Origin of the sequence: Hydrogenophaga sp. 2FB, assembly GCF_005503365.1 — a bacterium.
GTDB lineage: Bacteria > Pseudomonadota > Gammaproteobacteria > Burkholderiales > Burkholderiaceae_C > Hydrogenophaga.
This window is the reverse complement of sequence record NZ_SCML01000024.1, coordinates 91,745-97,790: the sequence shown is the minus strand read 5'-3', so window position 1 is coordinate 97,790 and position 6,046 is coordinate 91,745. Positions and strand designations below refer to the sequence as shown.

Here is a 6,046-nt window from a genome sequence, read left to right as displayed (position 1 = left end):
TCCGACCGCGTGGTGGTGCTGGACTACGGCAAGAAGATCGGCGACGGCACCCCAGAGGCCGTGCGCAACAACGAGGAGGTCATCAGTGCCTACCTCGGTACGAGTCACTGAACCGTCCCCTGAGCGAGAACAACAACATGGCTTTCTTTCTTGAAGCACTCCTGGGCGGCCTCATGGCAGGCATGCTCTATTCGCTCGTGGCCCTGGGCTTCGTGCTGATCTTCAAGGCCTCGGGCGTCTTCAACTTCGCGCAAGGCGCGATGGTGTTGTTCGCCGCGCTGGCCATGGCGCGCTTCTCGGAATGGGTCCCGCAGTGGACCGGCATCGAGAGCCAGGTATTGGCCAACGTGGTCGCTTTTGCATTGGCCGCTGCACTCATGTGGCTTGTGGCCTGGTTGGTCGAGCGGCTGGTGTTGCGCCATCTGGTCAACCAGGAAGCCGTGACCCTGCTGATGGCCACGCTGGGCATCAGCTACTTTCTCGACGGCCTGGGCCAGACGATCTTCGGCTCGAACATCTATCCCATCAACGTGGGCATGCCCAAGGACCCGCTGGTCCTGTTCGAGAGCACGTTCGATGGTGGTGTGCTGCTCAACCTGGAAGACATCTACGCGGCCAGCGTGGCCGCTTTGCTGGTCGCCGCGCTGTCGCTCTTTTTTCAGAAGACCGCCACGGGTCGCGCGCTGCGCGCTGTGGCCGACGACCACCAGGCGGCGCAGTCGATCGGCATCCCGCTCAACCGCATCTGGGTCATCGTCTGGTTCGTTGCCGGTGTCACCGCTCTCGTGGCCGGAATCATCTGGGGTTCCAAGCTGGGCGTGCAGTTCTCGCTCACCACGGTCGCCCTGCGCGCGTTGCCGGTGGTGATCCTGGGCGGCCTCACGTCCGTGCCCGGCGCCATCATCGGCGGCCTGATCATCGGCGTGGGCGAGAAGCTCTCCGAGGTCTACCTCGGACCCTTCGTGGGGGGCGGCATCGAGATCTGGTTTGCCTATGTGCTGGCGCTGGTGTTCCTGCTGTTCAGACCGCAGGGCCTCTTCGGTGAAAAGATCATCGACCGCGTCTGACACACAAGAACAAAGCAAAGAAGGCACACCATGCTCTATCGTGAAAACGGTCAGTTCAAGACCTCCTACGGCACCGACCAGCAGATCTTCCCGATCGCGCAAGACCGCTGGCTGATCTGGGCCCTCATCGCCTTGGCCTTCATCGGTGTCCCGATGCTGGCGGATGAGTACCTGCTGCGCGCCATCCTGATTCCCTTTCTGATCATGTCACTGGCGGCGCTGGGCGTGAACATCCTGGTGGGCTACTGCGGCCAGATCTCGCTCGGCTCGGGCGCCTTCATGGCCGTGGGCGCGTACGGCGCCTACAACTTCTTCATGCGCCTGCCCGGTTTGCCGCTGATCCCGGCGCTGATCCTTGGCGGCTTGTGCGCCATGGCCTTTGGCATCCTGTTCGGCCTGCCGAGTTTGCGCGTGCGCGGCCTGTACCTCGCGGTGGCCACGCTGGCCGCGCAGTTCTTCGCCGACTGGATGTTCCTGCGCATCAAGTGGTTCACGCTGGACACGCCCTCGGGTTCGGTGTCGGTGTCCAACCTGCAGGTGTTTGGGCTGTCGCTGGAGAGCGCGGCGGCCAAGTATGTGTTCTGCCTGGCGGTACTGGCGGTGATCGCGCTGCTGGCCAAGAACCTGGTGCGCAGTGCGATTGGCCGCGAGTGGATGGCGATCCGCGACATGGACGTGGCCGCCGCCGTGATCGGCATCCGCCCGATGTACGCCAAGCTCAGCGCCTTCGCGGTCAGCAGCTTCATCATCGGCGTGGCCGGGGCGCTCTGGGCCTTCGTGCACCTGAGCGCCTGGGAGCCGGCGGCCTTTTCCGTCGACGTCTCGTTCCGCCTGCTCTTCATGGTGATCATCGGTGGCCTGGGTTCCATCATGGGCAGCTTCTTTGGCGCCGCCTTCATCGTCGTGCTGCCGATCTTTCTCAACCAGGTTCTCCCGGCCGCCGGGGCGCTCGTGGGCGTCGAGATCTCCACGGTCGCGGTTTCGCACGCGGAGTTCATGGTCTTCGGGGCCTTGATCGTCTGGTTTCTGATCGTCGAGCCCCATGGGCTCAGCAAGCTCTGGTCACTCGGAAAACAAAAGTTGAGGATCTGGCCGTTTCCTCACTGACAACCTGGGGAGGTTGACGAATCCGGCCACGCGGAACTTACACAACATCTGGAGACACCCATGAAGAAAACCTGCGCGACGTTCGCGACGGTATTGGCAATGCTCGCCTCGAGCCTCTCAACCAACGCTATCGCCCAAGACAAACAACAGTATTTCCCCTTGCTCACCTTCCGCACGGGCCCGTATGCGCCCAGCGGCTCACCGTGGGCGAACGGCTTCGTCGACTACTTCAAGCTCGTCAACCTCAAGGGCGGCATCAACGGCGTGCGCGTTGCGTGGGAGGAATGCGAGACCGGCTATGCCACGGACCGGGGCGTGGAGTGCTACGAACGCTTGAAGGGCAAGAACGGCGGCGCCACGGTCTTCCAGACCATGTCCACCGGCATCACGCTGGCCTTGACGGAACGCGGCATGGCCGACGGCATTCCCATCCTCACGCCGGCCTATGGCCTGAGCGAGAGCGCCGACGGGGAGGTCTTCAAGTGGAGCTTCCCCATCGGGGGCAGCCACTGGACGTCCGCCGACACGCAGATCCAGTATGTCGCGCAGAAGGTCGGTGGCCTGGACAAGCTCAAGGGCAAGAAGATCGCCCTGCTGTACCACGACAGCCCGTATGGCAAGGAAGCGATCCCCGTGGTGACCGCGCGCGCCAAGAAACACGACTTCGAGTTGACCACCATCCCGGTGTCGCATCCCGGCGTGGACCAGAAGGCCGCGTGGTTGCAGATCCGTCGCGCGCGCCCCGATTTCGTGCTGCTCTGGGGTTGGGGCGTGATGAACTCCACCGCGCTGAAAGAAGCCCAGTCCACCGGCTTCCCGCGCGACCGCGTGGTCGGTGTCTGGCCTTCCGGCTCCGATTCCGACGTGAAGGAAGTGGCGGGTGCCACGGGCTACAGCGCCGTGCTCGCGCTGCCCGGCCCGGGGTTTGATTCCGCCATCGCCAAGGAGGTGCGCGAGAAGTTGCACGCCAAGGGCCAGGGCTCGGGCCCGAAGGAAGAGGTGGGCGAGGCCCTGTACATGCGCGGCTTGATGAATGCGATGGTGGCCGTGGAGGGCGTGCGCCGCGCGCAGGAGAAGTTTGGCAAGGGCCAGGTGATGACGCCGGCCCAGGCCCGGTGGGGTTACGAGAACTTGCAGATCAATGGCAAGCGACTCGCGGAGATCGGCATTGCCGATGTGATGCAACCCCTGGCCACCACCTGCAAGGACCACATGGGCCCATCCGCGGCGCGTGCCTACACATGGAATGGTTCCAAGTGGGCGGTGAGTTCCGAGTGGCTGCACGCGGACCCTGCGGTGCTCGATCCCCTGATCAAGACCGCGGGCGACAAGTACGCGAGCGAGAAGAAGCTCACGCGCCGCGTCGCGGCCGATTGCCAGAGCTAAACCGAACCGTGGCGGCTGGCGTGCCAGCCGCCATTCGCAAGGAATCCCCATGAGCACACCCACCACCGTCCTGAATGTCAACGGCATCGAGGTCATCTACAACCACGTGATCCTCGTGCTCAAGGGCGTCTCGCTCAATGTGCCCGACGGCAAGATCGCGGCCATCCTCGGCGGCAACGGCGCGGGCAAGACGACCACGCTGCGCGCCATCTCCAACCTGCTCAGAGGCGAGCGCGGCGAGGTCACCAAGGGCAGCATCGAGTTGCGTGGCGAGCGCATCGAGAACCTGTCTCCCGCCGACCTCGTGCAGCGCGGCGTGGTGCAGGTGATGGAAGGGCGGCACTGCTTCGCCCACCTCACGATCGAAGAGAACCTCATGACCGGCTCCTACACGCGCAAGAGCAAGGCCGAGGTCGCGGCGAACCTGGAGAAGGTCTACACCTACTTCCCGCGCCTGAAGACGCGGCGCACCAGCCAGGCCGCCTACACCTCGGGCGGTGAACAGCAGATGTGCGCCATCGGCCGCGCGCTCATGACCAACCCCAGCGTGATGCTGCTCGACGAGCCCTCGATGGGCCTGGCGCCGCAGATCGTGGAGGAGGTGTTCGAGATTGTGAAGGACCTGAACCACAAGGAGAAGGTCACCTTCCTGCTGGCCGAGCAGAACACCAACATGGCGCTGAAGTACGCGGACTACGGCTACATCATGGAGAGCGGTCGCATCGTGATGGACGGCGTGGCCAGCGAGCTGCGCAACAACGAGGACGTGAAGGAGTTTTATCTCGGCATGGGTGGCGGTGAGCGCAAGAGCTTCAAGGACGTGAAAAGCTACAAGCGCAGGAAGCGCTGGTTGGCCTGAGCATTCAACACATCCCTGAACGGGTCTTTTCATGAACGAATTCTTCGACGCCCTCGAGACCCGATCGCCCGAACAGCGCGAGCGCGAACAGATGGGTGCCCTGGCAGATCAGGTGGCGCATGCCCAGCAACACAGCACCGCCTTCGCCGAGATCCTGAGCGGCGTCAACGCGGCAGCGGTGAACAGCCGCTCGGCCTTGGCGCAACTGCCCGTCACGCGCAAAACCGAGCTGATCGAACGCCAGAAGGCCCTGCGCGCCCAAGACCCCTTCGGTGGTTTCTCGGCGTTGCGTAGGGGTCCGGCCATGGGCCGCGTGTTCGCCAGCCCCGGCCCGATCTACGAGCCCGAGGGTGCCACGCGCGACTACTGGCGCGTCGGCCGCTGCCTCTATGCCGCGGGCTTTCGCACCGGCGAGCTGGTGCACAACGCCTTCAGTTACCACATGACCCCGGGCGCCTTCATCTTCGAATCGGGCGCCCATGCCGTGGGCTGCACCGTGTTCCCGGCCGGGACCGGACAAACCGAACAACAGCTGCGGGCCATTACCGAACTCAAGCCAGAGGCCTACACCGGCACGCCCAGCTTCCTGCGCATCCTGCTCGAGAAGGCGCAGGCCGAGGGCGTGGACATCGGCAGCCTGCGCAAGGCCGTGGTGGGCGGCGAGGCGCTGCCGCCCAGCCTGCGCGACTGGTTCACCGAGCGCGGCGTGGCGGTCTACCAGAGCTATGTCACCGCCGACCTCGGGCTCGTGGCCTACGAGACGCCGGCGCGCGAAGGGCTGGTGGTCGATGAAGGCGTGCTGGTCGAGATCGTGCGCCCGGGCACCGGCGAGCCCGTGCCCGACGGCGAGGTCGGCGAGCTGGTGGTCACCACCTTCAGCAAGGCCTACCCGCTGATCCGCTTCGGCACGGGCGATCTCTCGGCCATCCTGCCCGGGGCCTGCCCCACGGGGCGCAGCGCGCCGCGCATCAAGGGCTGGATGGGCCGAGCCGACCAGACCACCAAGGTGCGCGGCATGTTCGTGCACCCCTCCCAGGTGGCCGACATCGCGCGGCGGTTTCCGCAGGTGGCCAGGGCGCGCCTGGTGGTCAGCGGCGAGATGGCCAACGACCAGATGTGCCTGCGCGTGGAAGCCAGCGAGGCCGACGGCGGCCTGCAGCAGCAGATCGAGGCCGCCGTGCGCGAGGTCACCAAGCTGCGCGCCCAGGTCGAACTGGTCCAGCCGGGCTCCCTGCCCAACGACGGCAAGGCCATCGAGGACAACCGCAGCTACGCCTGAAGTCCAGGCGCTCGCGCGCATGCCACGAGATGGGTCTCTGCCGTGACCGCTCGCGTCGATGGTAGGCTTGAACATCTTCATCGACAGCCCGAGATTCCATGCCATCCAGGACGACGCGTTCCAGTGATTCTCCAAAGCAAGAGCCGCGGCGAGCCAGTGGCCGTCCATTCGCGGACGCCACGGTGGGGCGCGACACCATCCTTGATGCCACGGTCCGTCTGCTCAAAAGCCGAACACCCGAGCAACTGAGCATCTCGGAAATCGCGACCGAAGTGGGGGTGACGCGCACGCTGGTGCGCTACTACTTTTCGGATCTGAGGGGGCTGTTGGGCGAGGTCACCGAGCTCC

At 65.0% G+C, this 6,046-nt stretch carries 6 protein-coding genes and 1 pseudogene; all 7 read left to right on the top strand.

Annotated features, from left to right (window positions below; all coding sequences use genetic code 11):
• Positions 1–111, top strand: a 111-nt coding sequence (locus FFS09_RS15725) for an ABC transporter ATP-binding protein C-terminal domain-containing protein (RefSeq protein WP_502703735.1), incomplete at its 5' end; no start/stop codon positions are given.
• A 26-nt stretch (positions 112–137) separates the two neighbouring features.
• Entirely contained in the window at positions 138–1,067 is a 930-nt protein-coding gene (locus FFS09_RS15720) for a branched-chain amino acid ABC transporter permease (RefSeq protein ID WP_137919833.1), read from the top strand.
• A 30-nt stretch (positions 1,068–1,097) separates the two neighbouring features.
• Positions 1,098–2,174: a branched-chain amino acid ABC transporter permease gene (locus tag FFS09_RS15715; protein WP_137919832.1), complete on the top strand. Its 1,077-nt coding sequence runs from the start codon at positions 1,098–1,100 to the stop codon at positions 2,172–2,174.
• Positions 2,175–2,234: 60 nt separating this feature from the next.
• Positions 2,235–3,560 (top strand): ABC transporter substrate-binding protein, encoded by a 1,326-nt coding sequence (locus tag FFS09_RS15710; protein WP_137919831.1) that lies wholly within the window; start codon positions 2,235–2,237, stop codon positions 3,558–3,560.
• A 49-nt stretch (positions 3,561–3,609) separates the two neighbouring features.
• Positions 3,610–4,419 carry an ABC transporter ATP-binding protein gene (locus tag FFS09_RS15705; RefSeq protein ID WP_137919154.1) on the top strand — a complete coding sequence of 270 codons (810 nt, stop codon included), beginning with the start codon at positions 3,610–3,612 and terminating at the stop codon, positions 4,417–4,419.
• Between the two features lie 31 nt (positions 4,420–4,450).
• The gene (locus tag FFS09_RS15700; protein WP_137919830.1) at positions 4,451–5,698 is read left to right on the top strand and encodes a phenylacetate--CoA ligase family protein; all 1,248 of its coding nucleotides are present in this window, start codon (positions 4,451–4,453) and stop codon (positions 5,696–5,698) included.
• A gap of 98 nt (positions 5,699–5,796) precedes the next feature.
• Positions 5,797–6,024, top strand: a pseudogene (locus FFS09_RS31145) (TetR/AcrR family transcriptional regulator); the annotation flags it as partial.
• Between the last annotated feature and the right edge of the window lie 22 nt (positions 6,025–6,046).